We start from the raw sequence: 26637 nt of genomic DNA, 5'->3' as shown, positions 1-26637 counted from the left end.
TAACTAATATCAACACGTAATAACAACCTAATACCAATTTGCACTAATACTTAATCGTTTAATTAAGCAAACTGGTATAAACAACGCTACCTATTGATACATAAATAATAATTACATAAATATATTTAATAACTTAAAGGGGCAGCCTAAAGCATACCCCTTTAATTATTTTGTTTTACGCTTCTAAGCCTTTTTTAAGTTCGCTTGGCTTCATTGGTAGGTCACGTAAACGCACGCCTACAGCATTAAACACTGCATTACCAATAGCAGGAGCAACTCCTATCACCCCAGGCTCACCTAAACCAACTGGAAACTCATCGCTTTGTAAAAACTCGATGTCCATATCTGGCACATCTTGCATTCTTAGCGGTAAATAAGTATTAAAGTTAGTCGCAGATACTTGCCCATCTTTATACGTATTTGATTCATGTAATGCAAGGCTGCTGCCCCATAGTAACGACCCTTCAATTTGCGCCAGTGCGCCATCTGGGTGAACTATTAAGCCCGCATCTACAACAACATAAAGCTTTTTAAGCGTTATTTTACCACTATCACGGTTAACGTGAACATGCGCTGCGGTTGCAAGCCATGCTGGCATAGTACGTTCTTGCCCTGAGCTTACAGAAAAACCAATGCCTTCGTCTTTCGCTAATTTTACAGAAGCTACTTTGTCAGACACCGTTTTAAGCACATTACGTAAGCGCAGTGCTCCGCCAACGCTCTCAGGTGCTTTACCCGCTTGCTTGCCTTTACCATCTAACATTTCAATTCTAAATTGAACTGGATCTTTACCTTGCTTATGGGCAATTTCATCAATAAACGACTCAAGACTCCATGCAATCCAACCTGGCCCTACTGAACGTAACCAACCTGGATTAAAGGTGCTTTGTGCAACTTCGTTATTAATAGCGCGAGCACGATGACTGCTCATGCTATACCAATGATCAGCGCCTGATGCTGAAAATGCATCAAATTTACCTTTGCCATCAACACCCGGTGATAAAAACCCTGGTGCCATAGCTTTAGTAGGCCAACCAGCGGCAAATGCATGTTCCATTCCTGTGAAGGTACCATTTTTATCAAACGACGCCGTCATTTTTGCAGCAGATGCAGAGCGAGACTGATCGAATAAACTATCATCTGCTCGTGTAAATACCAGTTTTACTGGTTTACCTACTGCTTTTGCAGTTAGAGCCGCAGGTACAGTCCAATCACCAAATAATCGACGACCAAAACCACCACCTAAATAATAAGGACGAATAATTACTTTGTTTTGTTCTATATCGAGTGCTTTAGCAAGCGCTGGTAACGTAAGTGACTGCCACTGGTTACCTGTATGAATAATCCAATTTCCATCTTTAAACTCTGCAACCGCATTTAATGGCTCTAGCTGATAATGACTCGCTGTCGCTGTGGTATACATTGATTCTAACGACTCACTAGCGTCTGCTTGGGTTTTCTTTATATCGCCTTCATCAACAAACAAAGTGCCCGAGTCGCGTTGCTCGCATAATCGCTTACCTTCTTTTTGAATATCAGCTTCAGATATATTTGCCGACTCACCCTTTTTGTAACTCACCTTTAAAGCATCTACTGCTTTAATGGCACTTGGGTAACTATCAGCTAATACAACAACCCAGCCTTGCACTGTGTTACTAGGGTCATTTAAAATTTCATAGCCTTTGTAACCTTTAATTGCTTTTGCTGCACTATCGTCAACGTTTGTTACTGTACTGCCATAACGAGTTGGTGGAATAACTGGGCGCGCGTACAGCATGCCTTCAACTTCTACATCTATCCCGTACACTGCTGTACCATTTGTTTTGGCTGGTATATCAAGCGCTTTAAAATCTTGTTTAAGCCCTGTTAAATGACGTTTATTAGCCGGTTTTAGTGGAAGGTTTGCAACTTCATCACTGGTAAATGTACGATTAAACTCGCCTTTTTTAACTATGTCTGCGTAACTAACCGATTTTTCGCCTGAAATAATATAGCCCTTTTCTGCACGACATTTATCTGCAGGCACGCCGAGCATTTTAGCTCCGGCTTCTATTAATGCAATTCGACCCGCAGCGCCGGCTTGAGATAATGGCTTGAAGCTTTGAAATACAGACCATGAACCACCCGTTACCATAAAGCCCCATTTTTCATGAGTATCTACGTAGGTAATTGATACTTTATCCCAATCACATTCAAGCTCATCAGCCACAATGCGCGCAAGAGCAGTACCAATATGTTGACCCATTTCAGCTTTAGCAATACTCACTTCTACGGCGCCGTCGGTGCTCATAGTCCACCAAATAGTGGGTGAAAAAGCTTGTTGCGCAATTGATTCTTTTGCACTGAGCGAACCCGAAAATAACGCAGGGGCAAACGCCATGACTAAGCCTGCGCTAGCAGTGCCAATCATAAACGAGCGACGATTTAAATTAACGGTTTCGCTATTTTTTTGAAATAATTTTTTCATTATCGGCTCCAGTTAAGCGTCTTGTGCATTTGGATCAAATATATTTACTACACTTTGTGACTCATCTGCAGCGCGTTGAATAGCAGTTTTAATACGTTTATAAGCCATACAGCGACAGTAGTTACCATTCATATGGCTTACTATTTCTTCATCTGAAGGACTTGGATTAGCTGCCAGTAATGTAGCAGCTTGCATTATTTGCCCCGACTGACAGTAACCGCACTGTGGTACTTGCTCTTCAACCCATGCTTTTTGAAGTGGGTGTTCGTTATTAAGCCCTTCAATTGTGGTAATGTTTTTTCCTGCAATTGCGCCAATTGGTAAAACACATGAGCGAGTTGCTTGCCCATCTAAATGCACCGTACACGCACCACACATTGCAATACCGCAACCAAACTTCGTACCTTTTAATCCAATTTCATCACGAATAACCCATAACAATGGTGTATCTTCACTTGCGTGTGATTCAACCACCTTGCCATTAATTGTAAACGTCACCATAGCTTGCCCCTTGATTAAGCTTTATAACCTGCGTTTAAATTGTTTAATTTAAACTCAGGTTATAACAGTTAAGATTGTTGTAACTACTAATCCATAACACATATAGTTACCGCATCAGCTACATTAACAGCTAAATACCATAACCACTGCACTAAAGCGTTAGCGCAGCTAAAACTTATTTTGCCCTACTAATACTTTTTCACTCATTTTTAGCTATAAAATTACTTAGCTGCTTTTGAGTATCTATATCTACACTCGCACTACTTAAACTAATTGTATTGACGACCTCACTGTTGGAACGCAGTAATTGCTGCGCACCTCTATCTGAAGTTAAGCTTGCAAGCTGAGATAAATCAACCGCTGGGAATATAGCGGGTACACCTAAACGCTCGCCATAGTTTGCGCACCAGCGCGATGGGTTACGTTTAAAACCAGTAACTAGCTCACTTAAGTGCGCTACTTTTAGCTCAACCTGATCCGCGAGCATAAATAAAATCCCATCAAAGGACTTATTTTTAAACACTGTTTGAGAAGCTATCGCGATTGAATTACCTAAGCCTTGGCTCCATTGCTTGTTCTCAATCAGCTCTATGTTTTTATAACCTGCCAGTGCTTGTACTACTTCTTTATGCCATGCCCCGGTAACTACATACACCGGCGTGTCATCAAGTTCTTGAAGTGTATTTACAGCATGCTCAATCATTGTTTTGCCAAAGCCAATATCAGCTGTTAATTTACAGCCGTTAAAGCGAGATGATTGCCCTGCGGCTAAAACAACTTTTGCAATTAGCACGGCTCTTGCCCCCAATGACTTAGTGATTGGGCATCTTTATCACACAGCACTGCATGTATTTCGCTGATCAGCGATAGTGCAATACTCTCTGGCGAGTCGCCCCCTAAATTTAAACCGACAGGCCCAAAAACAGGAGACTTAATTTGTGAAACATGCGTATTTGCGTGCTCTAAAACTTGTTTACGTCTGTGCTTAGGACCCAATAGCCCTATATATTTAAACGGAACATCTTTAAATTGAGCCAATGTACTGGCGTCAAGTTCAACGCTGTGAGCCATTAAAATAGCCGCATCAACTTTATGGGTTATGCAATATTCTTTTAACTCACTCGGTGTGATGCGCAAAATAGCATCTGCATTTTTAAAATACTGTCTTTTTGCATTGGCAGCGCGCGTATCCCATACAGTTACACTCCAACCAAGTTGTTTGGCAAATGTATAAACCGGAACTGCATCAGCGCCACCACCTACTATTAATAGATGGGGCGGTGGATAAATAGAGGTTTGCAAGCACGTAGCGCCTTGTAATTCTACCAACTGCGCTTTGCGGTTCATTGATAAACCATGCAACTCATCATTTTGCGTAAATACACCACTACCGGCTGGTAAAATGGGGCTTACTTGTTGAAGGTATCGCCCTGGTTTATTCTCATTAAGTGCTTTAGATACAAGCTCTAACTGTAAATAGTCATTAGCCTTATGAATAGGCTGCAGTAAAATATGTACTATGCCCCCACAACCAATGCCAAGTTGAAATGTTAAATCGTCTTCATCGGTGGCATCATAACTAATGGTTTTACTGCTTAAAGTACTCATTACTTGTTTAGCATGGCGCTGTATGTCAGCTTCTAAACAGCCACCCGAAAGCATCCCTAAGCGCTCGCCTAGGCTCGAAATAAGCATCATAGCACCTAGCTTTCTGTAGCTAGAGCCTTCAATTTTGTACAAAGTAGCTAAAACCCATTCTTGGTTGTCCCTGTTGGGATACCAAGTGTTTAAGATACTTTTCAAATCTGTAACCATATATTGCCCTTTAAAAAGCATTTTTGCGTTTAAAAACAAATCAGCCTAAACAGCTAATTTAAAACTTAATAATTCACGCACAATTTAGTTTTCTATTATATCGTTTAAGGTCTCAATTAACTCATCAAATTGATCATTAACGCTTTGGCGTTGTTTATCATTTAAGGTTGAGTTTAATTCGTAGAGTAAATTTATATATAAATCTAAGTTTGCTTCATTGGTTTTCAATAGTGCGTCGCTCATATATAGTTCGCGCTCTTTAATAACTGTACTCAACTGATTTATAAATTCTTTTTTTGTAATTTCAGCATTTGTAAATACCTGTTTGGCCGCATTCAAACGGGTTTGCTTGTACTCTAACCACAGCGCTCCTGAGTCTTGATGTTGCTCATTAGTTGATTTAATCAGCGCTTTTTGTTGTTTATTAAGTTTGCCTATCCACTGCTCGTAGTATTCAAATTGCTCTTCCAAACGCTCACTTTTTCGCTCAAGCGGGGTTTGTTCGTTAAACTCTTCACGTTCGTCGTTAATTTTTATTTGAATATTGTTTAAAAGTTCTTCTCTTTGCTCACTTGATAAGGTTGCCCCAAGCTCAGCTATAGGCATGTGCGCGTATTCAAGTAGGTTCTGCCAATGTTGTTTTGCAAGCACAACCTGTGTTTTTAGTTGTTTAGCCTCCAATGTTTGGTTAAACAATACTTTTATATTTTGTATGTCTTGTCTGTAGGCGGGTAACTGCGTACTTCTATGCCACGCTTGGGTCGAGTTAATAATCTGTTTGAGCTGCTTATTTTGTGTTTTATTTAAATCAATATAATCATCTACCCAAAATGACGAAAGCCAGCTCAAGTTGTTATAAGTGAATGAGGCTGAACAGCTACACAAAAATACCATGCTGATAGCAAAGCATGCATTTATCACTTTTTTAGCTTTAAGATTATTAAGCATCACTTTCCTTATTTTAAATTTTATAATCATGAAAATCTTATTTGATAATAATTATCATTTGAGCATTGACTTGCACGCTAATCTAACTAATAATCATTATCAGAAACAAAGTGTACCGACCTCAGTGCCTATGGAAGGATATTCAGCAAGGATGCTGACACATTAAAAGAAGAACGTGCCGCTTCGTGGTATTACTTACTCGACCCAAGTAATAACACCAAATATCACATTTACTTGCTACATTACTCATATTAGTGACGGTTAATATGACTCAAAAAAGCCCTAACGGGCTTTTTTTATATCTTTAAATTTTCTATAAAATCTGTATCTTACACTTCTTAAACTCATTTACTTACCTTGAAAGTCCACCGCGCCGTTATTTACATTTTATACGCACGATCTTATAAGGTACCGCCTTGCGTTTACACTAAAGCTGGCGTAAAACATAACAGTAGACACCCTTTTTTGCATCTATTTATAGTAACCGATTTAGTCTTTACATAAATGTATTGGGTATTAAACGTTTATAATGTGCAAATAGTGCAAAAATTTAATAAATTAGCATTTAACTATGGCCTGTTGACCTTTTAGGATTAAAATTTGTTCTATCTAGGCGTTATTTAATCGCCGCGCGAAGTTTGTAACTTAGTAAGCTCATTAAAAAACCGAGCAGCAAAGAGCAAACCGCCTCAAGCGCGAGCCTAAATAGCAGTGGGTGTTTAACCTAAAAAATGTACTGGCCCTAAAATCTATCGAAACTATTACTAATTGGAGACATTAATATGTCACAGTTTAATTTAAAAGCACTCATTCTTGCTGGCGTTTTACTTGCCAGCCCTTTCGCTCATGCAACATTAGAAGATGGCATAAGAGCAGCTAACGAAGGTGAATTTGCAGTCGCCCTAAAAGAATTCCAATACCTAGCAGACAAAGGTTTTGCGCCAGGAATTTACGAACTAGCCAAATTATACGAAGGTGGATACGGTGTAACACGCGATTACCGCAAAGCAGCTGCACTTTATCAACAAGGCGTTAAAAAGAACCATGCTGATTCGATGTTTGCTCTAGCTGTTTTATACGATGAAGGTAAAGGCGTTAAACTTGATCATCAAATGGCAGTTACCTTATTTGAAAAAGCAGCTAAGAAGAATTTACCTGCAGCTCAATTTAATTTGGGCGTAATGTACGCTAATGGCGTGGGTGTTACACGAGACTATGAAGCGGCACGTAACTGGTACGAAAAAGCAGCTGCAAACAATTACTCTTTAGCGCAATTTAATTTAGCCCTCATGTATTTTGAAGGACTAGGTATGCCAAAAGATTTAGAAAAGTCATATATTTGGAATACTATCGCTGAGTACAACGGTAATATGCAAGCGAGTCATAGCCGTAAACTTGATGAGCGTAAAATGCTGCCTAAAGAAATTGAAGAAGCTAAAGAAAAAGCCGATGCCATTTATGCAAAAATACAAGTGGGTACCTATGCTGGCGAAGGTCGCTTATTTTAAAGTCTTATTTTAGAGTTTAAGACCGTAGCTTTAAACTAATCTAAAAAAGGCTGAATTACATAATGTAATTCAGCCTTTTTAATATATCTTGATTAGCAAGTTAACACTTATTCAACTTTACCAAATCAGCACCCTATTATTTTATGTAAAGCCACTTTAGAAGCTTAATAATAAGTTTGCTTTGTTTTAGTAGCATAACAATGCGAGGATTGAACGAGCCCGATACTAACGTATTTTTAGCATGGCTAAACGTTAAAAACCCTTCTATACCATGATAATGCCCCATTCCTGAATGCCCTACACCACCAAAGGGAGCATCATCAGCAGTTACTTGCACTAAGGTGTCGTTTATTGCCACAGTGCCACTGATTGTTTGCTTCATAATGTATTCTTGAGCGTGCTTATCTTGGCCTAAAATATAAAGCGCTAATGGGTGGTGATGAGCTTTAATATAGTCAATTGCGCTGTCGAGCTTTTCATAACTCATTATTGGTAGTATTGGACCAAATAACTCATCTTGCATAAGCTGCATTTCGTCAGTTACTTGAGTTACTAAATGCAGCCCCATACGGTGCTTTTCTTCGTCTTGCTGGTTTTGCTCAAGTGGCTTAATAATGTTTGCACCCAGTTCTTGGGCTTGCTCTAAGTAGGTTGCCAAACGTTTATAATGCGCATCGCTAATGATAGAAGTTAAGTTTTTACCTTCAACACCGTCTTTAAAATGCTTTTTATACAACTCGCATAATTGCTGAATAAGCTGATGCTCAAGCTCTTTGGGTACAAATACGTAGTCGGGTGCAACGCATATTTGCCCTGCGTTGGCCATTTTGCCAAACAGTAAGGCTTGTGCCGCTTTTTTAATATCGGCATTTTGCGTAATAATAACTGGCGATTTACCACCGAGTTCAAGCGTTACCGGCGTTAAGTTACGACTCGCTGACGCCATTACTAATTTACCTACGTTCGTAGAACCCGTAAATAATAAATGAGCAAATGGCAGTGATGAAAACTGTGCTGCAACATCACTCGCCCCTAGTATTATTTTACAATGAGCTTGCAGATCATCTTTAAAGATTTTTTCGATAACGGCGTTTGTATGAGGTGTGAATTCGCTTAATTTAAGCATCACTCTATTACCGGCAGCTATGGCGGTAAGCACAGGTACTAACGCTAACTGAATGGGGTAATTCCACGGTGCAATAATACCAACCACACCTTTGGGCTGATAATTAACACTTACTTTTGAAGGCCACAAGCTTAAACCCACAGAGCGATTACTTGGCTTTGCCCATTTTGGCAGTTTTTTAATAATGTGCGCGAGTGTTTGCACTGTAGGTAATATATCGCCTAGTAATGTATCGAAAGCGGTTCTGTAACCAAAGTCTTTTGAAGCTGCATCTACTAGCTCTTGCTCAAGTTCAACAATACGTACACGGAGTTTTTTCAATAAAACGAGACGTTTATCAATTGGCAAGTAAGGCGTTTCGAGAAAGCTTTTTTGCAATTCATCAAACTGGGGAATTAAAGGCATTGCCTGTGATGTCTCAGTGCTCAAAATAGGTTACTCAATTTTTAAAGTTATTGACGACTATAACCTTGTTCTGTTTTTCGAGCAATAACACTAATTATCTAAAAAAGAGCTTCTTAAGCAATATATATAAGCATAAAGAGTAGCTTTGTTTAAAATTGTAAGTATAAACAAAACTACTCTGACATAGGTTGGTTGGAACTAATTTAGTACAGCTTTAAAAACCAAATACTTGGGCTGCAATCGTCATTGTAACCAGCGTAATTAATACAATAGCCACAATGTTTAGCACAAAGCCGGCTCTTATCATGTCGCGCATTTGAATTTGCCCTGAGCCAAACACAATAGCGTTTGGTGGTGTCGCTACCGGCATCATAAACGCACAACTACACGCTATAGCTGCAGGAATAACCCAAACCAATGGTGAGCCTGTTATAGACTCTGCAACGGGCCCTAACAAAGGAAGAAAGCCAGCTGCAGTTGCTGTATTGCTTGTGATCTCAGTTAAAAACGTAATTAATGCCACAACAACAAGTACACTCATAACAAGTGGAATAGTGCTAGCGCCTTCAATTAGGTGAGCAATAAATTCAGCAAGCCCTGATGACTTAATTTGAGATGCAAGTGTAAGCCCGCCACCAAATAATAATAAAACGCCCCACGGCACTTTAGCTGCGCTTTCCCAATCAAGGATACGCTCACCTTTGCCTTTATTCGCTGGCATTACAAACAACAGCAATGCCGCTGCAATTGCAATAGTAGTATCTGAAATATTAAGACCTGTTATGTCACCTAATAAAGGTCTAAATATCCAACACAGTGCTGCTAAAACAAACACAAATAACACGCCTTTTTCGGCGCGCTGCATTATACCTAGGCTTTTTAACTGCGTTGAAAACACCGCTTTTGTATCAATTTTTTGATCGTTTTTAATATTAGCATCTACTTTATACGCAAATTTAGTAAGCCAAACCCAGCTAATAATTAGCATACCTAAAGACAGAGGTACGCCTACAATCATCCATTGCGCAAAGCCAATTTCTATTTGGTAACTATCTGACAAGTAAGCAGCCATTAAAGCATTAGGCGGAGTACCGATTAAGGTAGCAATACCACCAATACTTGCACCATAAGCGATTGATAACAGTAAAGCCTTACCAAAACCTTCATTACTCGGGTCTGACTGCTTAACTAAATTAGTAATTGAAAGCGCAATAGGCAGCATCATTACAGCTGTTGCGGTATTAGACATCCACATCGACAAAAATGCGGTTACCAGCATCATTGCTAAAATTTGCAAGCTTGGCTTTTTACCCGCATATAACATGGTGCTTAGCGCAATACGTTTATGTAACCCCCAACGCTCCATAGCAATAGAAATTAAAAAACCACCTAAAAATAAAAATATTAGCGGGTGCGCATACGGGGCAGCCACGCTTTTAATTGCTGCTATATCAGCCAGGGGGGAAATTACCAGAGGGAGCAAAGCAGTTGCTGGAATTGGTACTACTTCGCTCACCCACCACGATGCCATCCAAAATGCTAAACCTGCGGTTTTAAATGCCGCTACAGACATACCCGTTGGTGGATCGAGTAAACATGTCATTAGCATTACTACAGGGCCTAGTATCAAAAAAAGCCATTGGAAATTTCTTTTCTTATCTGGTTTTTGCGTGAGTATATTATCTGTCATGGCAGGCCTCTAAAATTTGTATTTAAGACCAAGCGCAACACTGCTGTCGTCTTGTTCTTCTAAATTAAGGTCGGTGTATAAAAGGTAAGCAGTTGTTTGCTTATCAAATACATAGTCAAGGCCCGTAGTCCATTGTGTTGCCTCAGAAGTTTGACGAAGTAAAGAGTCATCTTTAGCAAACTGTAATTTAGGTACCCATTTATCAAGCGTATAGCTTGCACTTAACACATAACCGTTACCTGATTTTATACCATCTGTTGATTCAGAATGCTGATACAGTGCACCAAGCTGTAATTGTTCAAATTTATAGGCTGCTGCTATTCGGCTCGCATTAATGTTATTAAGAGAATCAACATGGCTTAATGATAAGTAATATGAGGTGTTTTTTAAGCTACGATCACCATAAATAAAGGTTGCTGCAAATCCAGCTTCGTTATCTTTGTTGTCGTCTTTTGGAGCATAAGTAAACGAAAATTGCGTATTATGCCAATAATTAGAAGTGTATGTTAGCGTATCACCAAGTCTATCTTGTCCTGCAATAACTTGAGCTATGTCACCTTGGGTTTCATTAAAGTTATCAACTTTGCCTTCAGAGTATTTAAAGCGAGTATCATTTCTTCCCACTACAAGCTCGCCAAATTGACCTTTTAAACCAAGGTATGTATTCCTTGCACTAAATGGCTCTTCGGTGTCATCTTGCTCAAAACCTTTTACTTGCACTTCGTATTTAAAAACAACGTTTAAATATTCATTTAATTTGTGTTGCCCTTGAATGCCTATACGCGAAAATGGCGCTTCAATCTGCGTGCCTTCTTCTGCGTAACGCATAATACCCGTATCTGTATTAGCAATTTGCACTTCGGCTTTACCATAAACATCATATTCAGTAGCGCAAGCCGTGTACGAGTAAAAAGCAAAGCTACTTATTGAGGTGAGTAAAATAGTAGAGTGTGTAAACTTTATCATTATGTGTCCTAATTATTAGAATCTACTTGTTGTCAGACCTAATAAGGCAACTTTACTGCCAATGGTAAAATACTTCTATATTTCAGATAGTTAATGGGTATTGCGTATAAAAAAGAGAATAAATGTGCGGTTTCCCACACACCATAAAAACGAAGTTGTCACATAAACCACACAATTTAGTCAATAAACATATCGCGGTTTAAATTGTATTTACTCATTTTATCGTAAAGGGTTTTACGAGCGATTTGCAGTGTATCCATCGTATTTTTAATACTGCCATGGTTACGCTCTAGGGCTTCTTCTATTAACGACTGCTCATAAAAAGCAACTTTTTCAGATAAGCTTAAATCGGGAGAAAGCTCACCTTTAGCCTGCGTTTTGCTAACACTAAAAGCAAGTTCTACTCCTAATAAAACCGCGCGCTCAGCTTGGTTTCTAAGCTCCCTTACATTACCAGGCCAGTCGTACGCTAAGAGTCGCTGTTGTATTTCGCTATTAAGAGGTGCTGGCGGCTTGTGATAGCGTGTTGCTGCAATAGAGCTAAAGTGCTTAAACAGTAATACTATATCTGCTTTGCGAGCTCTAAGAGGCGGTATATCTACTTTTACCAAGCTTAGTCGATAATATAAATCTGCTCTAAATTCACCTTTTTCAACTAATAAAAGCAAATCTACTTTAGTGGCTGCAACAATTCTTATATCTAATTCAATTGCTTTATTATCACCTACTGGAGTTACTTTTCGCTCCTCTAATACGCGTAATAATTTAACCTGCAACGACATTGGGGTACTTTCTATTTCATCTAAAAAAACTGTACCACCTTGTGCAAATTCAAACTTTCCCTTACGAGTGTGAGTTGCTCCGGTATAGGCACCACTTGCAGCACCAAATAACTCACTTTCTATCAACTGCTCAGGCACCGCGCCACAATTTATAGCCACAAAGTTACTTGCTGAGCGAATACTTTGATCGTGTAAGTAACGCGCTACAAGCTCTTTACCCGTGCCAGTTTCACCTTCAATCATTACATCAGCAGGGGTATCAATAACCGTATTGAGTAAATGCATCATATCTTGCATTTTAGGAGTATCACCCAGGATTCTTACACCCGGCGCTGAGGTTTTTTGTACAGCAAGTTTTAGTGCACGATTTTGAATCACTAAGCTACGCTTGTCGCATGCTCTTGCTATGCAATCAAGCAATGTTTCGTTTACTGGTTTTTCAAATAAGTCATACGCGCCTAATTGCATAGCTTTAACAGCAATAGTTACATCGGCGTACCCTGTTAAAAATATAACCGGCAGTTCACTATCAAATGCCGTGACTTGCTCAAGCAAAGTAAGCCCATCCATTGCAGGCATATTTATGTCACTCAGTACAACGCCCATAAAACGTCGATTAAGCTTTGTTAGAGCCGTACTTGCATCATTAAAGCACTCAACTGTATAGCCTTCGAGAGTAAGTAATTGCTTTAAAGAATCTCTGATCATCGCTTCATCATCAACTACAATGATGTGCTTACACGGTGAGTTTTCAATCATCTGTTTTATCCTGCGTGCTTGATAGACTGATTATAAACTCAGCCCCGCCTTGCAGTCGATTGTGCGCACTTAAAGAGCCATTAAACGAATCAATGATTTGTTTTGAAATAGATAGTCCAAGGCCTAAGCCGTTACTTTCTTTAGTACTATAAAAAGGTTCGAAAATATTACCAAAAGCATGTTGCTCTATTCCAGGCCCTGTATCTAAAATTGAAAGTTTTACTCGGTTATCAAAACACTCAACATTAAAACTTAATTTACGTATTATTGCGCCATTCATAGCTTGGCTCGCGTTAGTTATTAAGTTAACCAACACTTGCTCAAATTTAAGTGAATCAACCCACACTATTAACCCACTATCTAAATTAGGCTGCTCTACGTGTACGTTATCTTGCTTTAGTTGTGAGCTGGCAATCATCAAGGCGTTATTTAATAAACCAGCTAACGGATAAGGCCTTAATTGAGTTTGTGATGGTTTGCTAAAATGTTTTAGCTGCCCCACTATTTTGTGTACGCGACCTACAAGCCCCTCAATCACCGTTATGCTTTCGCCAAGTGCGGTGTAATTTTGCTTAGCGAGTAAACGTTTGGCGCTTGCTAGGTATGTATTCATAGCGCTAAGGGGCTGGTTTATTTCGTGATTAATACCTGCGCTTAACTGCCCAATTGTTGCAAGTTTTGCTGATTGAACTAATGCAACTTGCGTTTTCTCAAGCTCTTGTGTGCGCTCAATCACTTTTTGCTCAAGACTATGCCTAGAGTAAACGAGCTTTTTATAACCCGCAAAACGAGCAAGTAAGCTATAACCAACAATCATAACTAAAGCATAAATACTAAATGCCCAAAACAAGCGTATTAATTGAGCTGAATTTACTTTTGTAATATCAACAAGTACGTTCATATGTGCACTAAAGTAACGCAGTGGTTTTGTCGCACTCACATAAAGGTTTTTATTAATTTTGAAATGCGAAATACCCTGGCTCTTATATTGAAATTGCTTAATATATACAGGTTGATGATCTAAATAAGCGCGGCGTAACTTTATATTACGTCGCTTTGTTATATCAAACTCGCTGAAGCTATTTAAACGCCATGTTTGCATATCAGACATCGCAATTACATTATCACTAAGCTCTAAATAAAAATGGCTACCTTTAGATGTATTTAAAAGCTCTCTGTCGTTTTCAAATTTGCTTACATTCACTTTTAATACAACAACACCAACCGCTTTGTTGTCGTGATAAACAGCCTGCGAAAAATAAATACCACGCTCTTTTGAGCGCATACCTAGTGCAAAGTAGGCCACTTTTTCACCTGCAAATGCACGCTTAAAGTAAGGTCTAAAGGCAAAGTTACTGCCTAAAAATGTGTAATCGGCTTGCCAGTTACTACTTGCCGTAACTGCGCCCTGGGCATTAAGTACAAATATATCTGATGCACCACTGGCTTGTTGTATATCAGCTAAGTAGTTATTTATAGCGTTGTAATGGGCTTGGTCGCCGTTTGCAAATTCAATCATTAACTGATTATAAGTAAGTAGCTGGGGAATAGCCGAAAAACGAGCGAGTTCAGTATCAATGTAATTATTTAATTGAGTAACCTGACGCTGCGCTTGAGCAGTTGCTTTTTCAATATCGTGAGCGCGGCCTACCCAAAATGTAACAACCAAAATTAATACTAATAATATACATACTGTAATTATTTTTTTAGAAAACGTAAACATGGCCTACCCGAGAAATAGCCTAAAAATTTAAGGTCGCTAGTGTAACGACTTATATGAGGCAGGGATATAAACTTTTTGTTAACAAATGAATTTAATTATACTTGTTAATTAAATCTAGTCCTAAAAACAAAAAACACCGCAAACAGGTGTGCTTGCAGTGTTTAAGGTTTAGAACAAAATTAATACGTTATTAATTTGTAGCTAAAGCTGATCTGTTTTTTAGGTATTTGTATAAACCAATTAATGAAGCAGCTATCCAAAATATTTCTATCACAAAGCTCGCTAAATTAAAGTTATAGCAAAGGCTAATTAACAACAAAATCGCCCCTGTTAAATTCATCATATTATACGTTAGGCTAGATGGAGACGTTTTTCCTAGCTGCAGTAAGAAAAATGAACCAACTACTAAAAAAGTACCTGTCATACCTATGATGTCAAATAAGAGTGCTATCACGAAACTATCCTTTATCCATTTTTAAATAACCCAATAAACTGGCCCGATCCGTGGGGAGGGTATTTTTTCATTCATTGAAACAGCAAACCGAGCGATTCTATCAATATGGTAAATTCTAACAAGGCCATATGTCCGTATGAAGAAATTTTACTGTATCTGAATTATTTAAACGTTACTTTGCCACCAATTATTTTATAGGCAGGCGCACCACGAATAATCGCTTCTCGGGCAAAAGGCCGACTACAGTTAGGGCAAATACAGGGCTCTTGTGTAAAGTCTTGACTAATACGCTCTTTAAAACACTTAACTAATGCTCCTTTGCCTCCTTTTCGATACTTAAATAAGGAAGCTTTACAAGCAGAGCAAAAAATATCGACCGTTTTAGTGGGGCCTTTTTTATTAGGTTTTGCCATTAAGTCCTTCAGTACTATATAAAAAATTATTCTTTATGATACCAGTTTATAGCAATTCGTTTAATTAAGTGATCTATTTGAGGATAGAAAAACGTGTTGATAGCAAGGCAAAAAATTCGCTATTTTATTGTTCTAAATGAGAATTTTTTTTCGCAGGGAGCGATACATTTAGCCTCGCAAAATGATTAGGTATTATTGCTCATTGGTATTAGGTAGATAAAGCTGACCACTGGGTTTTAGAGTTTTTACGCGGTATGGATATTAAAGTGAGCTCATAATAATTTAATGAGGATGAAAAATATAACTTAATCTTTGAAAAAGAAGCGGTTTAATTGAGATGATAATACATTCATATTAAAAGGTTTGATTATAAATCCCGATACTTTAGCTGCAATAACTTGCTTAACTTTATCTGTACTATCCTCACAGGTAACCATCAACACAGGAATATCGGCAAGGGCTCTGTCTTTTCGAATGTTTGTGAGTAAATCAACGCCATCCATTTTTGGCATATGAAGATCTGTTATAACCAAATCGAAATGCTGATCACGTAATAAAGCCAAAGCTTGTAATCCATCAGTAGCTTCAACGATATTGCAATACTCCAACTTTCTTAGCATATTAATTAAAACATGACGCATGAGCGGCATATCATCAACAACTAATATTTTCATTAATACTGCTACCAAATCATGTAAATGCGATTATATAAACCTACTCTACTCTCAGGTAAGAATCAAACCGGGCATTAACGGCTACTCAACCCTTACGGCCAAATACCTAAAATAAGCCCCATTAACGAAAACTGTAAAATACAGTAACTCCCGTTAATTAAAAATAGCTTTAAAGGGCGTTGCTCAAATATATAACTTAACCCTAGTGAACTACTGATCCAAAAAAAGCCAATCACAAAGCCTGTTCCTACACACTCAGCTAAACTTGCGTCTTTACCTAAAAATAGAGACAACATTAAAGCCGCTATAAATACTAAAAAGAAGCTGCCGCCAAATATCAACTTGGGATTGGCTGATTGCAAATCAAGGTCAGTTAAGCCAATACTTTCTAGCCAAGCGTTTTTAAAGAGTGCTTTTGAGTACCATATGCCGCCAAGCATAAAAGAAGACAGTGCAGCCACCAGTATTGCAAAATAATCTACATCTAAAAGGTTCATACAAACAGCCGTATACAAAATGTGTAATACCGTTTGGTATTAAATATTAACGGTATAAAGATACTCTCAATGTAGTTACAAATAAGGTATTGAGCAAATTGCTTAACTTGAGTTAATTGCCTTTATGGAGAGTAATTTTAAAAATAAAGGCTATAAATCGCCAAATTTAGCGCTAGTTAACGCCGCTAAATTAGTTGGGGAGAGTGCGATTTCTAAACCTCGCTTTCCGGCGCTCACATAAATAGTATCAAAAAGTGAAGCACTACTATGAATAAACGTAGCTAAGCGTTTTTTTTGCCCAAGTGGACTTACTCCACCTAAAATATAACCAGTGCTAGCTTGAACTTTTTGCGGGGCAGCCATGGCTACTTTTTTGGCACCACATAATTTTGCTAACTGTTTTAAGTTAACTTGTTGCGACACAGGAGTAACAGCAACAATTAGCTGCCTTTCATGTGTTTCAAGAACGAGGGTTTTATATACTTGGGCGCTATCTAAATTTAACTTTTCAACAGCTTCAAGCCCATATTGACTATTACCTGCATCGTGTTCGTAACTGAGTACTTCAAAGGGGATTTTTTGTTTTTTAAGTAATTCGATTGCTGGGGTCATACTATTTAATCGTGTTTTTTTTAACAGTAACAAAAATAAAATTTAAAGCAAAAAAAACGACGCTAAAAAGCGCCGTTTCATTATTAATAATAATTTAAATTTACTTGGTTAAATCATCAAAAAACTTTTTAACACCGTCAAAAAAGCCTTGCTCTTTTGGACGATTTTTCGAGCTGTCTGTACCCATACTTTCATCTAACTCTTGCAGTAGTTCACGTTGACGCTCGTTAAGATTAACTGGCGTTTCGATTACTACCTTACAAATTAGATCGCCTTGGGCACCACTTCGAACAGACTTAACGCCTTTGCCACGCATACGGAACATTTTGCCCGTTTGCGTTTCAGAAGGTATTTTAAGTTTTGCACGACCATCAAGTGTTGGCACCTGAATTTCGCCACCAAGACCTGCTGTTGTAAAGCTAATTGGTACTTCACAGTATAAATTATTTGCTTCACGTACAAATATTTCATGTTCGCGAACAGATACTTGCACGTACAAGTCGCCAGATGGCGCGCCGTGCATTCCGGCTTCACCTTCACCAGTTAAGCGGATACGGTCTCCTGTATCAACGCCAGCTGGAATTTTAACTGAAAGCGTTTTAGTTTTTTCTACGCGGCCCTGGCCATGACATTTGTTACAAGGGTCTGAAATAATCTGACCTTGTCCCTGACACGTTGGACACGTTTGCTGAACAGCAAAGAAACCTTGGCGCATTTGTACTTGGCCAGCACCATGACACGTAGTACATGTTTTAGGCTTAGAACCTGCTTTAGCACCACTGCCATCACACGGCTCACAACCCACCCATGTTGGTACTTTAATTTCAACTTCTTTACCACGAACCGCTTCTTCTAAGCTCAAGTCCATGTTGTAACGTAAGTCAGAACCACGTTGTTGACGAGATTGACGTCGACCACCGCCGCCACCAAAAATATCGCCAAATACGTCACCAAATACATCACCAAAATCGCCATGACCGCCACCAAAGCCGCCATGACCACCGCCACCGCCTTGCTCAAATGCCGCGTGACCATGTTGGTCATACATTTGGCGTTTTTGAGGATCGGTTAAAATCTCGTAAGCTTCTTTAACTTCTTTAAATTTAGTTTCAAGCTCTTTATCGCCTGCGGTACGATCTGGATGATATTTCATCGCTAAGCGTTTATACGCTTTTTTTATGTCTCGCTCACTCGCATCTTTGCTTACGCCGAGGGCTTCGTAATAATCGCGTTTTGACATATCTATCACACTACTCTTTTCTGTTTGCAGCGTGAGCTGCTGGATAAACCGATAAATCGCATCGATTTATCATTGAATTTTTAAACCTTAAATACATGCAAAAGGCGCGACAAGCTATTGCTCGCGCGCCTCAATTGTTCATCCTAACCTAAACACTCGATTGAGTTAAGTGTTTTTGGCTAGCGAGAAGCGTTAGCAACAATTACTTGTCGTCTTTCACTTCTTCGAACTCTGCATCAACAACGTCGTCGTCTTGCTTAGCTGATTGCTGTTGCTCGCCTGCATCTGCTGAACCTTGCTGTGCTTTCGCTTGTGCAATTTCCATTAGTTTTTGAGACTTTTCAGCAAGAGCTTGAGTTTTAGCTTCAATCTCTTCTTTGTTGTCGCTCTTAATAGCAGCTTCTAAATCTACAACAGCCGCTTCAATCGCTTCTTTGTCTTCGCTTGGTAATGCATCGCCAGCTTCTTCAATTTGCTTACGAGTACCGTGTACTAGAGCATCAGCTTGGTTACGAGCAGCTACAAGTTCTTCAAACTTTTTATCGTCTTCAGCATGTGCTTCTGCATCACGAACCATTTTTTCAACTTCTTCATCGCTTAAGCCTGAAGATGCTTGAATTGTGATTTTTTGCTCTTTACCTGTATCTTTATCTTTCGCAGATACATGTAAGATACCATCGGCATCAACATCGAATGTTACTTCGATTTGCGGTGTACCACGTTGTGCTGGACGAATACCTTCTAGGTTAAATTGACCTAGAGATTTATTGTCGCTTGAACGTTTACGCTCACCTTGTAACACGTGAATTGTTACAGCAGATTGGTTATCTTCAGCTGTTGAGAATGTTTGCGATTTCTTAGTAGGAATCGTCGTGTTTTTCTCAATTAATGCAGTCATTACTGAGCCCATTGTCTCAATACCTAGAGATAATGGAGAAACGTCTAGTAATAGTACATCTTTAACGTCACCAGCAAGTACACCACCTTGAATCGCTGCGCCTACTGCAACTGCTTCATCAGGGTTTACGTCTTTACGTGGTTCTTTACCGAAGAAATCAGCAACTGTTTTTTGTACTAAAGGCATACGTGTTTGGCCACCAACAAGAATAATATCGTTGATGTCGCTTACTGATAAATCAGCATCAGCAAGTGCACGTTTAAGTGGCTCTAGAGATTTAGTTACTAAATCTTCAACTAGTGATTCAAGCTTAGCACGTGTTAGTTTCACGTTCATGTGCTTAGGACCAGATGCATCAGCAGTTACATACGGAAGGTTTACTTCAGTTGATTGTGCAGATGACAGTTCAATTTTTGCTTTTTCAGCAGCTTCTTTAACACGTTGCATTGCAAGAGGATCAGTTTTTAAATCTAAACCTTGATCTTTCTTGAATTCAGCTACCAGGTAGTTGATTACACGGTTATCGAAATCTTCACCACCTAAGTGAGTATCACCGTTTGTAGCAAGTACTTCAAAAGTGTGCTCGCCTTCAACTTCATCAATTTCAATGATTGATAAATCAAAAGTACCGCCACCTAAGTCATATACTGCAACGATGTTTTCGCCACGGTTTTTATCCATACCGTAAGCAAGTGCCGCAGCAGTTGGCTCATTGATAATACGTTTAACTTCAAGACCCGCAATACGACCAGCATCTTTTGTTGCTTGACGTTGTGAATCGTTAAAGTATGCAGGTACTGTGATTACAGCTTCAGTTACTTCTTCACCTAAGAAGTCCTCTGCCGTTTTCTTCATTTTTTTCAGTACTTCAGCAGAAATTTGTGGTGCAGCGCGTTTTTCGCCACCCGCTTCTACCCATGCATCGCCGTTATCAGCTTTGATGATTTTAAACGGCATGATGCCGATATCGCGTTGTACTTCTTCGTCTTCAAAACGACGACCAATTAAACGCTTGATTGCAAATAATGTGTTTGTCGGGTTAGTAACCGCTTGACGCTTAGCAGATTGACCTACTAATGTTTCGCCGTCTTGCGTGTAAGCAATAATAGACGGGGTTGTGCGATCGCCTTCCGCGTTTTCAATAACACGTGCTTTGCCACCATCAAGTACTGCAACACAAGAGTTTGTAGTACCTAAATCGATTCCAATAATTTTACCCATGAAACTTCTCCAACTTCAATATTCGTTAATACGTTCGATGACATAGTAAATAGGGATGCGCCAAACTTATTTCAACTGTAAAAATGAAAAAAAATCCATTTTTTGTGATTTATTTACAAAATAACCCTAATAATTGTAAGGAATGGTGATTTTTGCACCGCCAGAGACGTTTTTAATTACTGGTCTGACTAGTTTGGTTGTGTTATAAATTTATTAAATCGCACTATAAAAGGACATCTTCATGCATTTTGAACAATTACTTCTCCAAGCTGCAAAAATTGGAAGTTCAGACAATACCGAACAATTAACTAGCACAATGCAATTTCCAGAAAACTGGTGCCAAGGCAGAACTGCTTTTGGTGGGCTCTCAGCCGCACTGTTGTATCAAGCTATCAGAGGAAAAGTATCTAATGATCGTCGCCTACTCTCACTCAGTACAAATTTTGTAGGGCCATTACTAGCTGATACTCCTTTTTCGTTATCGGTAGAAATATTACGACAAGGTAAAAGCAGCACACAGGTACTCGCCAAAGCGATTCAAAATGAACAAGTGTGTGTAATTGTACAAGCGTGTTTTGCTAAAAGTAGAGAGTCGGGTGTAAATGTGCCTGTTTCAAAGTCTTTAGGGTTAAAACCGGTAGACGAGCGCCAAACTCTACCTTTTATTAAAGGCCAGATGCCTGAATTTTTTCAACATGTTGATTTATGCCCTCAACAAGGTGCCATGCCATTTAGCAGCGCAGAAACGTCTCATCTAGGTGGCTGGATGCGCTTTAAACATACGCCCGAACAAATAACTGAAGCCCATGTGATTGCACTTACCGATGCATGGCCGCCAACACTTTTACAAATGTTTAAACAACCCGCTCCTGCAAGTAGCATGTCGTGGTATTTAGAATTTGTACAAGAGCCAAACTTATCACCTGGCGAATGGCTTGGCTTTGAAGCAATCACTCATCATTCAAAAGATGGCTATGGTTTAGAAGATGGCTGTATATGGACACAATCCGGTGAGCTAATAGCGCTTACACGTCAAACAGTGGCGTTATTTGATTGATGAATGGGTTTGGCCTTCATCAACAATTCTTTTATAAGTACCGTTTTGCTTGATGAGCGCCAAACCAATATCAAACTCAGTAGCTAAAGAGAAGTTATTAAAATAAGCAGGTCGCTCTGCTTTTGGAAATAAAGTGTAAATTTGCACAGCTTCGGGTGATTTATGTTGATTGTAGTAATAGTAAAAAATGCGCTTATCTAACACAATTACATCCACCCAACCTTTTAACAGCTTATCTACTTGCGCTTTTTGATTAATAACCTCTTGATATGAGCTAAAGTGTTTAACATTACTTTTAAATATAGAAGGCAGATATGCAGTTGCATTTTGAAAAGCAAGGACGTTTTTATTAAACATGCCTTCTATTTCATCAATATTATATTTATTTCGCTTGAGTGTAATGGCTACATTTTCATAACTAAGTACCGGTTCACTTGGGTAAACACCAGGACTACTTCCTCCTGCATAATTTAAAAGTATATCTACTCCTTTATTGTGCAATTGATGCTCAGCGCGTTTATTCGACATATATTGCACATTAATATTGGCAAATCCATTAGCCTTTAACGCGGCTTTGATTAAACCTAGGTGTATACCCGAGTCTGTTTTTGCAAAAACATAGGGCGGAATTGATGCGCTCGCGGCGATAATTACTTCTCGCTCTTTATTAATAGCCACAGCATTTTGCGAGCAAATAAAGAGCCACATTAATATGCAGTACAAATAATATTTCACACGCTTCCTTTATATAACGAGCAGCTTGATGACAGAACGCGTTGTATTAATGTATTAAATATAGCAAAATTGAAGAAATATTCTTCTTGCTTGGTATTAAATTGCAAACTGTCTGCCCCTGTTGTGATCTGATCATAGATATACCTCGCATAATCGCAAAACAAATGGCGATATGCCCACATTGTCACCATAAACTTTGCGAAGCCGATGTTAATCACGACAGTCGCATAGTTGCACTAAGCTTTAGCGCACTATTAATGCTGCTCAGCAGTATGTTTTACCCTTTTATTTCATTTAGTAGTAGCGGTATAACTCAAACTATTACACTGCCCGACGCGGCTCGAATTTTGTTTAATTATGATAGTGAGCTACTTGGCTTATTTATTGATTTGAGCATTATTGCCCTGCCCATGGGTTTGCTTGTTATTTTAATTCCTTTGCATCTTGGGCTTTTAAAAGCATTACCAGAGAGCATTGCAAGGCGACTACTAAAGTTCACTTTGGCGTTAGAGCCTTGGATTATGTCGGAAATATTTTTAATTGGCGTACTTGTTAGTATGGTTAAAATCATGTCGCTGGCTGATATTAGCTTCGGCACGAGTTTTTGGGCTTATGTGGGGTTTGTTATTTTATACATAGCTGCGCTTGTTCACTTAAATCGCCCACGCTTATGGGCTCAAATAAAGCCTGTAAAAGTACTCGAAGGCGCAGAGCATGCTAAACGTGCAATAGATGAAAATATTAAAGCCTGCCATGTGTGCCATCAACTATGTACCGGTAATATTTGCCAGCGTTGCCATACTAAAACACACGTCAGAAACCCTTATAGCGTGCAAAAAGCAGCAGCTTGGCTAATTACTTCTGTTGTTTGTTATATTCCAGCTAATGTTTTACCTATTATGCACACCACTAGCCTTGGGGATGAATCCCCTTCAACTTTAATTGGTGGTGTTATTACTCTTTGGAACAGTGGCTCCTACCCTATTGCCGCTATTATATTTTTAGCCAGTGTGGTTGTACCGCTTGCTAAGGCATTTGTATTGAGCTTTTTATGCTTTATGGTTACAAGGCCTGCCAATAAACATACAAAAAGTTACACCCGAATTTATCAACTGACTGAGTTTATTGGTAAATGGTCGATGATAGATGTATTCGTGGTTGCTATTTTAGTGGCCTTAGTTCAACTGGGTAATTTAATGTCAGTAACGCCAGGATTAGGCATTGTATTTTTTACAGTTATGGTAATATGCCAAATGATGGCTGCCCATGCCTTTGACCCACGCTTATTGTGGGATTCCCCTAAAAACAAAAAATCAGAGAACAAAGCATGACCGAAACCGCCGAAATAACAAAAGAACCGAAAATTTCCGCTATCTGGATCATTCCGGCAATTGCGCTGTTAGTGGGCATGTGGATGTTATACCAATACCAAGCTAATAAAGGCCCTACTATTTTTATCGAAATGCCACAAGCAGAAGGTATTATTGCAGGTAAGACTGAAATAAAAGTGCGCAGCGTAAAAATAGGCCAAATTGATCATGTTAGGCTATCCGACACACAAGACAGCGTAATTGCTCGTGCGCAAATAGATAAAAATTACAACGAGCTACTGACTGACGATGCCAAAATTTGGGTCGTGAAACCACGCATTGATGAAACAGGTATTAGCGGGATGAGTACGTTATTGTCTGGTGTATATTTAGAGTTTTCACCAGGTGAAAGTAAAGAACTAAAAGAGCGTTTTAAGTTACAAGACGAACCCGCCCTCATTGGTAAAGATGTGAAAGGTGGTCGTTTTAAATTAATGAGTTACAACGCTGAAGTACTTGATGTAAGCACCGGTATATTCTTCAAAAATTATAAAATAGGGCAAATAGAAACCGCCACTTTTGATTGGGAAAACCAAGCAATGAAGTACGGCGTATTTATTAAAGCCCCTTATCAAAATCTGATCACCATGAACTCTATTTTTTGGGTGAACGCAGGAATTGAAATTGACCTATCTGCCGATGGCATCAATATTAATACGGGCTCTTTGAGTAAACTATTAAAAGGCGGTATTTCGGTTGGTTTACCTGAACAACAGGCCCCGGGTGAAATAGCACAAGATGGGCATAGCTTTTCATTAAGCCAAAGCTATAAAGAGGCGTTAGAAGAGCGCTTTTATGATTTTGATTACTACCTAATTGAATTTGAACAATCAGTTCGAGGACTACGCACAGGTGCACCTGTCGAATACAGAGGTATGCGTGTAGGTACTGTTGTTGAAACACCTGCCAATGTAATTATTGACGGTAAACCTGCCCACTTTAGAAACCATAATACGGCGGTTCCAGTGCTTATAAAAGTAGAATACGGACGCTTGTATCATGACAGTGCTTCAGCAAAAGAGTATTGGCAAGGCAGTTTAAAGGGCTGGATTGAAAGTGGTATGCGCGCCTCGTTAAAGCCTGGTAATTTATTAACGGGTGCTGTGTATGTAGATTTTGATATATACCCCGACGCGCCAGAAGCACACCTAGGTAAACTTGTGCAGTATGATGTTTTTCCGAGTATTTCTAGCGGTATAACTGTGTTAGCAGATCAAGTTTCTGACGTACTTAATAAGGTAAATAACTTAAAAGTTGAAGATAGCTTGGCACAAATGCAAGCTACATTTACCGATTACCGAGCGCTTGCTAATGAAATGCGAGAGCTGCTAAGCCAAAAAGATACACAAAACTTACCTGGCGACTTTAACCGTAATTTCGAAAAGATGACAAAAAGCATGGAGCAGTTTGAAGTCACTATGCGCCAATTTGATAAAACCATGGCCAGTTACCAAGCCGGTTCTGAACTTCATCATCAAATACAGCAAACATTAAAAGAGTTTAAACGTTTAAGTGAGGGCCTACAGCCTCTAACTCGCGGATTAAACGAGCAACCTAATATGCTAATTTTTGATAAATCATTACCAGCAGATCCAAAACCAAGGAAGCAATAATGAAATCGTTATTTTTAACCGCAAGTTTATTATTACTATTGGCAGGTTGTAGTTCAGCAATACAAACTGCGACACAGTATTACCAGTTTGAGCAGCCTATAGGTGCATCGTCTCGAAACGTTGCAGATACAGATGCGCAACTAAGAATACAAACTGTTGTACTTAGAGGCGCTTTAAATAATTTGGGCATTGCTATGAAAATAGATAGCAACCAAATTCATGCTGCAAATTATAACCTGTGGGGCGAATCGCCGGATGTAATGCTTACTGCAACAGCCCAGCAAACACTTTTTAATGCTATGCCCAACTGGATGGTAATAAAAGGCTTACCGGTCATTACTGAACTTGATCAACAAACGTTTTATGAGCTTGAATACGAAATTCACCACTTTAATGGCGATATGCAAGGTAACGCTGATATTTCTGGGCTTTGGCGTTTATATTACACACACCCTGAAACAGGCCGACGCCTTATAAGTATTAATAATTTTTCGCAATTGGTCCCTATTGATGATGATGGCTATGACGGTTTAGTTTCAACACTTGAAGCAACATGGCTAAATATAAACCTAAATGTTGCAAAACAAATAGAACAAGCAAGACTTTAATCGTTAAGTGACAATATAATCACGGCGGTTTTATCATCATTGATAACCGCCTTGCCCTCTATTTTAAAACCCAATTTTAACAACACATTCTGCGATGCCCTATTATCTGGTGATGTTATTGCACACAGTTTTGTAATTCCAAATTCATGCTTATGTTGCAAAAGTGCGCTGGCCGCTTCAAAAACATAACCCTTTTTTTCAAAACCGCTTACAAGTGCAAAACCTAAATCAGGTTGCAGTAACGCGGCGCGTTTATAAAACCCAACAACGCCAACCACTACAGCATTATGCAAAGTAATAATGTAAGGCCCAAAGCCTTGGCGTACATGAGAAGCAATAAATGACTGATTGATGTACGACTTGGCATCATCAAGGGTATAAATTGCTTTATCACCAATATGCTCTATGAAGCTCGCTTGATTAACTAGCTTAAGTAAAATAGCTGCATCAAGCTCATTTGCATGGCGCAACAACAATCGATTTGTTTTAAATACAGCGTTCAATGTAAGCTCCTCTAAAAAACTTTGTTTTGCATGTAACTTTTTGTTGACTGAA

At 39.0% G+C, this 26637-nt stretch carries 24 protein-coding genes; 5 read left to right on the top strand and 19 right to left on the bottom strand.

The genetic code is table 11. The features are described 5' to 3' along the window. Positions 1-175: 175 nt before the first annotated feature. The 5 genes from FFU37_RS19825 to FFU37_RS19805 all read right to left on the bottom strand — a co-directional run bounded on the left by FFU37_RS19825 (position 176) and on the right by FFU37_RS19805 (position 5731). Positions 176-2467: a xanthine dehydrogenase family protein molybdopterin-binding subunit gene (locus FFU37_RS19825; RefSeq protein ID WP_138490402.1), complete on the bottom strand. Its 2292-nt coding sequence runs from the start codon at positions 2465-2467 to the stop codon at positions 176-178. Between the two features lie 12 nt (positions 2468-2479). Beyond that, positions 2480-2968 carry a (2Fe-2S)-binding protein gene (locus FFU37_RS19820; RefSeq protein ID WP_007582016.1) on the bottom strand — a complete coding sequence of 163 codons (489 nt, stop codon included), beginning with the start codon at positions 2966-2968 and terminating at the stop codon, positions 2480-2482. A 199-nt stretch (positions 2969-3167) separates the two neighbouring features. Beyond that, positions 3168-3761 (bottom strand): nucleotidyltransferase family protein, encoded by a 594-nt coding sequence (locus tag FFU37_RS19815; protein WP_002958695.1) that lies wholly within the window; start codon positions 3759-3761, stop codon positions 3168-3170. Beyond that, complete coding sequence (locus FFU37_RS19810) at positions 3755-4783, bottom strand: XdhC family protein (protein WP_138490401.1); 1029 nt, start codon at positions 4781-4783, stop codon at positions 3755-3757. Before FFU37_RS19810 ends, FFU37_RS19815 begins: the two co-directional genes overlap by 7 nt. An 84-nt stretch (positions 4784-4867) precedes the next feature. Beyond that, positions 4868-5731 (bottom strand): DUF6279 family lipoprotein, encoded by an 864-nt coding sequence (locus FFU37_RS19805; protein ID WP_138490400.1) that lies wholly within the window; start codon positions 5729-5731, stop codon positions 4868-4870. A 782-nt stretch (positions 5732-6513) separates the two neighbouring features. Here FFU37_RS19805 and FFU37_RS19800 point away from each other — a divergent pair. Next, positions 6514-7239: a tetratricopeptide repeat protein gene (locus tag FFU37_RS19800; RefSeq protein ID WP_039488497.1), complete on the top strand. Its 726-nt coding sequence runs from the start codon at positions 6514-6516 to the stop codon at positions 7237-7239. A 136-nt stretch (positions 7240-7375) separates the two neighbouring features. Here FFU37_RS19800 and FFU37_RS19795 read toward each other — a convergent pair whose 3' ends face one another. From FFU37_RS19795 to dnaK, 12 genes are all read right to left on the bottom strand, one after another. After that, the gene (locus tag FFU37_RS19795; RefSeq protein ID WP_167334960.1) at positions 7376-8770 is read right to left on the bottom strand and encodes a coniferyl aldehyde dehydrogenase; all 1395 of its coding nucleotides are present in this window, start codon (positions 8768-8770) and stop codon (positions 7376-7378) included. Positions 8771-8984: 214 nt separating this feature from the next. Continuing rightward, positions 8985-10460 (bottom strand): SLC13 family permease, encoded by a 1476-nt coding sequence (locus FFU37_RS19790; RefSeq protein WP_138490399.1) that lies wholly within the window; start codon positions 10458-10460, stop codon positions 8985-8987. Between the two features lie 9 nt (positions 10461-10469). Beyond that, on the bottom strand, positions 10470-11426 hold the full coding sequence (locus FFU37_RS19785) for a porin (RefSeq protein WP_138490398.1): 957 nt from the start codon (positions 11424-11426) through the stop codon (positions 10470-10472). Between the two features lie 176 nt (positions 11427-11602). Continuing rightward, positions 11603-12967 (bottom strand): sigma-54-dependent transcriptional regulator, encoded by a 1365-nt coding sequence (locus tag FFU37_RS19780; protein WP_002959078.1) that lies wholly within the window; start codon positions 12965-12967, stop codon positions 11603-11605. Then, the gene (locus FFU37_RS19775) at positions 12960-14690 is read right to left on the bottom strand and encodes a sensor histidine kinase (protein WP_039488491.1); all 1731 of its coding nucleotides are present in this window, start codon (positions 14688-14690) and stop codon (positions 12960-12962) included. The genes FFU37_RS19780 and FFU37_RS19775 overlap by 8 nt, the downstream gene beginning before the upstream one ends. Positions 14691-14880: 190 nt before the next feature. Next, complete coding sequence (locus FFU37_RS19770) at positions 14881-15144, bottom strand: CBU_0592 family membrane protein (RefSeq protein WP_024595558.1); 264 nt, start codon at positions 15142-15144, stop codon at positions 14881-14883. 161 nt (positions 15145-15305) lie between these two features. Next, positions 15306-15557 carry a hypothetical protein gene (locus FFU37_RS19765; protein WP_024595559.1) on the bottom strand — a complete coding sequence of 84 codons (252 nt, stop codon included), beginning with the start codon at positions 15555-15557 and terminating at the stop codon, positions 15306-15308. Between the two features lie 305 nt (positions 15558-15862). Next, positions 15863-16231, bottom strand: coding sequence for a response regulator (locus tag FFU37_RS19760; RefSeq protein ID WP_024595560.1), 369 nt, complete (start codon positions 16229-16231; stop codon positions 15863-15865). 92 nt (positions 16232-16323) lie between these two features. Further along, the gene (locus FFU37_RS19755) at positions 16324-16728 is read right to left on the bottom strand and encodes a DUF1761 domain-containing protein (RefSeq protein ID WP_138490397.1); all 405 of its coding nucleotides are present in this window, start codon (positions 16726-16728) and stop codon (positions 16324-16326) included. 150 nt (positions 16729-16878) lie between these two features. Further along, positions 16879-17340 carry a Cys-tRNA(Pro) deacylase gene (gene ybaK / locus FFU37_RS19750; RefSeq protein ID WP_024595562.1) on the bottom strand — a complete coding sequence of 154 codons (462 nt, stop codon included), beginning with the start codon at positions 17338-17340 and terminating at the stop codon, positions 16879-16881. Between the two features lie 100 nt (positions 17341-17440). Next, the gene (gene dnaJ / locus FFU37_RS19745; RefSeq protein ID WP_002959065.1) at positions 17441-18580 is read right to left on the bottom strand and encodes a molecular chaperone DnaJ; all 1140 of its coding nucleotides are present in this window, start codon (positions 18578-18580) and stop codon (positions 17441-17443) included. Between the two features lie 202 nt (positions 18581-18782). Continuing rightward, the gene (gene dnaK / locus FFU37_RS19740; RefSeq protein ID WP_002959064.1) at positions 18783-20699 is read right to left on the bottom strand and encodes a molecular chaperone DnaK; all 1917 of its coding nucleotides are present in this window, start codon (positions 20697-20699) and stop codon (positions 18783-18785) included. 241 nt (positions 20700-20940) lie between these two features. Here dnaK and FFU37_RS19735 point away from each other — a divergent pair, with 241 nt between their 5' ends. Next, positions 20941-21756, top strand: a complete 816-nt coding sequence (locus FFU37_RS19735; protein ID WP_138490396.1) for a thioesterase family protein — start codon at positions 20941-20943, stop codon at positions 21754-21756. Here FFU37_RS19735 and FFU37_RS19730 read toward each other — a convergent pair. Further along, positions 21745-22491, bottom strand: coding sequence for a substrate-binding periplasmic protein (locus tag FFU37_RS19730; protein WP_138490395.1), 747 nt, complete (start codon positions 22489-22491; stop codon positions 21745-21747). The two genes, FFU37_RS19735 and FFU37_RS19730, sit on opposite strands and share 12 nt — an antisense overlap. A 164-nt stretch (positions 22492-22655) precedes the next feature. Here FFU37_RS19730 and FFU37_RS19725 point away from each other — a divergent pair, with 164 nt between their 5' ends. From FFU37_RS19725 to FFU37_RS19715, 3 genes are read left to right on the top strand one after another with little or no spacing between them, the layout of a single operon-like run. Further along, entirely contained in the window at positions 22656-23822 is a 1167-nt protein-coding gene (locus tag FFU37_RS19725; protein WP_239022739.1) for a paraquat-inducible protein A, read from the top strand. Continuing rightward, the gene (pqiB, locus tag FFU37_RS19720) at positions 23819-25474 is read left to right on the top strand and encodes an intermembrane transport protein PqiB (RefSeq protein ID WP_002959056.1); all 1656 of its coding nucleotides are present in this window, start codon (positions 23819-23821) and stop codon (positions 25472-25474) included. Before FFU37_RS19725 ends, pqiB begins: the two co-directional genes overlap by 4 nt. Continuing rightward, positions 25474-26082 carry a PqiC family protein gene (locus tag FFU37_RS19715; protein ID WP_138490393.1) on the top strand — a complete coding sequence of 203 codons (609 nt, stop codon included), beginning with the start codon at positions 25474-25476 and terminating at the stop codon, positions 26080-26082. The genes pqiB and FFU37_RS19715 overlap by 1 nt, the downstream gene beginning before the upstream one ends. Here the strand turns inward: FFU37_RS19715 and FFU37_RS19710 are convergent. Next, positions 26079-26585 (bottom strand): GNAT family N-acetyltransferase, encoded by a 507-nt coding sequence (locus FFU37_RS19710; RefSeq protein WP_138490392.1) that lies wholly within the window; start codon positions 26583-26585, stop codon positions 26079-26081. The two genes, FFU37_RS19715 and FFU37_RS19710, sit on opposite strands and share 4 nt — an antisense overlap. Positions 26586-26637: the final 52 nt, after the last annotated feature.

The organism is Pseudoalteromonas distincta (genome assembly GCF_005877035.1).
Classification (GTDB): Bacteria; Pseudomonadota; Gammaproteobacteria; order Enterobacterales; family Alteromonadaceae; genus Pseudoalteromonas; species Pseudoalteromonas distincta.
The sequence above is the reverse complement of the archived record's forward strand: the minus strand, read 5'-3'. Positions and strand labels throughout refer to the sequence as shown.

What these genes read in the sequence shown, in the direction of transcription:
- FFU37_RS19800 (WP_039488497.1), top strand. Translation starts at nt 6,514, where the DNA reads ATGTCACAGTTTAATTTAAAAGCACTCATTCTTGCTGGCGTTTTACTT.
- FFU37_RS19790 (WP_138490399.1), bottom strand. Translation starts at nt 10,460, where the DNA reads ATGACAGATAATATACTCACGCAAAAACCAGATAAGAAAAGAAATTTC.
- ybaK (WP_024595562.1), bottom strand. Translation starts at nt 17,340, where the DNA reads ATGACCCCAGCAATCGAATTACTTAAAAAACAAAAAATCCCCTTTGAA.
- FFU37_RS19785 (WP_138490398.1), bottom strand. Translation starts at nt 11,426, where the DNA reads ATGATAAAGTTTACACACTCTACTATTTTACTCACCTCAATAAGTAGC.
- FFU37_RS19795 (WP_167334960.1), bottom strand. Translation starts at nt 8,770, where the DNA reads ATGCCTTTAATTCCCCAGTTTGATGAATTGCAAAAAAGCTTTCTCGAA.
- FFU37_RS19765 (WP_024595559.1), bottom strand. Translation starts at nt 15,557, where the DNA reads ATGGCAAAACCTAATAAAAAAGGCCCCACTAAAACGGTCGATATTTTT.
- FFU37_RS19810 (WP_138490401.1), bottom strand. Translation starts at nt 4,783, where the DNA reads ATGGTTACAGATTTGAAAAGTATCTTAAACACTTGGTATCCCAACAGG.
- FFU37_RS19755 (WP_138490397.1), bottom strand. Translation starts at nt 16,728, where the DNA reads ATGAACCTTTTAGATGTAGATTATTTTGCAATACTGGTGGCTGCACTG.
- FFU37_RS19775 (WP_039488491.1), bottom strand. Translation starts at nt 14,690, where the DNA reads ATGTTTACGTTTTCTAAAAAAATAATTACAGTATGTATATTATTAGTA.
- FFU37_RS19820 (WP_007582016.1), bottom strand. Translation starts at nt 2,968, where the DNA reads ATGGTGACGTTTACAATTAATGGCAAGGTGGTTGAATCACACGCAAGT.
- pqiB (WP_002959056.1), top strand. Translation starts at nt 23,819, where the DNA reads ATGACCGAAACCGCCGAAATAACAAAAGAACCGAAAATTTCCGCTATC.
- FFU37_RS19715 (WP_138490393.1), top strand. Translation starts at nt 25,474, where the DNA reads ATGAAATCGTTATTTTTAACCGCAAGTTTATTATTACTATTGGCAGGT.
- FFU37_RS19735 (WP_138490396.1), top strand. Translation starts at nt 20,941, where the DNA reads ATGCATTTTGAACAATTACTTCTCCAAGCTGCAAAAATTGGAAGTTCA.
- FFU37_RS19805 (WP_138490400.1), bottom strand. Translation starts at nt 5,731, where the DNA reads ATGCTTAATAATCTTAAAGCTAAAAAAGTGATAAATGCATGCTTTGCT.
- FFU37_RS19760 (WP_024595560.1), bottom strand. Translation starts at nt 16,231, where the DNA reads ATGAAAATATTAGTTGTTGATGATATGCCGCTCATGCGTCATGTTTTA.
- FFU37_RS19725 (WP_239022739.1), top strand. Translation starts at nt 22,656, where the DNA reads ATGGCGATATGCCCACATTGTCACCATAAACTTTGCGAAGCCGATGTT.
- FFU37_RS19825 (WP_138490402.1), bottom strand. Translation starts at nt 2,467, where the DNA reads ATGAAAAAATTATTTCAAAAAAATAGCGAAACCGTTAATTTAAATCGT.
- dnaJ (WP_002959065.1), bottom strand. Translation starts at nt 18,580, where the DNA reads ATGTCAAAACGCGATTATTACGAAGCCCTCGGCGTAAGCAAAGATGCG.
- FFU37_RS19780 (WP_002959078.1), bottom strand. Translation starts at nt 12,967, where the DNA reads ATGATTGAAAACTCACCGTGTAAGCACATCATTGTAGTTGATGATGAA.
- dnaK (WP_002959064.1), bottom strand. Translation starts at nt 20,699, where the DNA reads ATGGGTAAAATTATTGGAATCGATTTAGGTACTACAAACTCTTGTGTT.